This window comes from Methanosaeta sp. UBA458 (assembly GCF_002496085.1).
Lineage (GTDB): Archaea > Halobacteriota > Methanosarcinia > Methanotrichales > Methanotrichaceae > Methanothrix > Methanothrix soehngenii.
This window is the reverse complement of the sequence record NZ_DAIK01000039.1, coordinates 4,609-6,450: the sequence shown is the minus strand read 5'-3', so window position 1 is coordinate 6,450 and position 1,842 is coordinate 4,609. Positions and strand designations below refer to the sequence as shown.

Annotated in this window: 2 protein-coding genes; both read left to right on the top strand. The window is 54.1% G+C overall.

Annotation, left to right across the window (positions count from 1 at the left end; translation table 11 throughout):
• Positions 1–951 (top strand): AAA family ATPase (locus BP822_RS02270; protein WP_286877631.1); only part of this gene is annotated, 951 nt, incomplete at its 5' end.
• Positions 952–979: 28 nt separating this feature from the next.
• Positions 980–1,842 (top strand): ATP-binding protein (locus BP822_RS02265; RefSeq protein ID WP_349681842.1); only part of this gene is annotated, 863 nt, incomplete at its 3' end.

Genomic DNA, 1,842 nt, shown 5'->3' with positions numbered 1-1,842 from the left:
AAAGAGGACATACCATTGGATGTGCTGGACAATCTCAATGTGACCAGAGAGGATTTCCTGTCCGCCCTGAAGAAGATCGAGCCATCGGCGATGAGAGAGGTCTTCGTCGAGGTGGCCCAGGTCCATTGGGATGAAGTGGGCGGCCTGGATGAGGCCAAGCGGTCCCTGGTCGAGGCGGTGGAATGGCCGTTGATGTACCCAGAGGCCTTCGCCTCGGTGGGTGTCCGGCCGCCGCGGGGTATTCTGCTCTACGGTCTTCCCGGTACGGGCAAGACCCTCCTGGTCAGAGCTCTGGCCACGGAGAGCAATGTCAACTTCATCAGCGTTAAGGGACCTGAGCTATTGAGCAAATGGGTGGGCGAGTCGGAGAGGGCAGTCAGAGAGATCTTTCGCAAAGCCCGCCAGGCTGCTCCCGCCCTGGTATTCTTCGACGAGATCGATTCCATTGTTCCCGCCCGGGGCAGCGGATCGGACTCGCATGTTACCGAAAGAGTGGTCAGCCAGTTCCTGACGGAGATGGATGGACTCATGGAGCTGAAGGATGTGGTGATAGTGGCGGCCACCAACCGGCCGGACCTTTTGGATAGCTCGTTGCTCCGGCCGGGCAGGTTCGATCGTTTAGTTTATATTCCCATGCCGGATAAAGAAGCTCGTCAGAAGATACTGGAGATCTATCTCTCAAAGATGCCCGCCTATGAGGTCTCTGCTCAATGGCTGGCGGATATCACTGAGAACTTCAGCGGTGCCGATCTGGAGATGCTCTGCCGGGAGGCGGGGATGCTTGCTTTGCGGGAGCATATCCGGCCGGGAATGAAAAGAGAAGAGCTGATAGTTGACAAGATCCTTGTTGCAGAGAAGCATTTCCAGGAGGCCAGCGAGTATATCAGGCCGCATCTGTCAAAAGATATGCTGCAGGGATACACCAAGATGATCCGTGAATTCCAGGTATGAAAACTTAATGATTTGGAAAGAGAAGAGCATGGAGACAAAGCACCAAATATATAGTCAAGAACAACCAATAATTGCTGTGAGGACCGAAAAATTGACTTCAGAAGACGAGTCTAATGAACTGCTCGGCGATATTAAATTCGAGGATACGAGCAGCATAACCGTACCTGAAAACCTCATAGATCAGGTTATTGGCCAGGACGAGGCAGTTGAGGTGATCAAGAAGGCGGCAAGCCAGAGAAGGCATGTCATGCTCATAGGGTCGCCTGGTACTGGCAAGTCAATGCTCGGCAAAGCAATGAGCGAGCTTCTTCCGGTGGAGGATCTGCAGGATGTTCTGGTCTATGCCAATCCAGAGGATAACAATACCCCCAGGGTTCGCGTCGTTCCCGCGGGCAGGGGCAAACAGATCGTCGATGCCCAGAAGCTGGAGGCAAGAAAGAAGGTCCAGACGAGAAATATGTTCTTAATGATCATCGTAATGGCCCTAATCGTCTACGCCTATTATATGGGCCAGCTTCTTTTCGGAATCATAGCCGCAGCATTGCTGTTCATCTCTTTGCGCTATATGCTGCCCAAAGAGGATGCCATGGTCCCCAAGCTGTTGGTGGATAACAACGGCAAGAAGAAGGCGCCCTATGTGGATGCTACCGGGGCTCATGCCGGGGCATTGCTGGGAGACGTCCGTCATGATCCTTTTCAGTCCGGCGGCCTGGAGACGCCATCCCACGAACGGGTTGAGTGCGGCTCCATTCATAAAGCTCACAAGGGAGTGCTGTTCATCGATGAAGTGAACACCCTCCGGCCGGAGTCACAACAGAGCCTCCTCACCGCCCTGCAAGAAGGGGTCTATCAAATAACCGGCCAGAGCGAGAGAAGCTCCGGCGCCCTGGT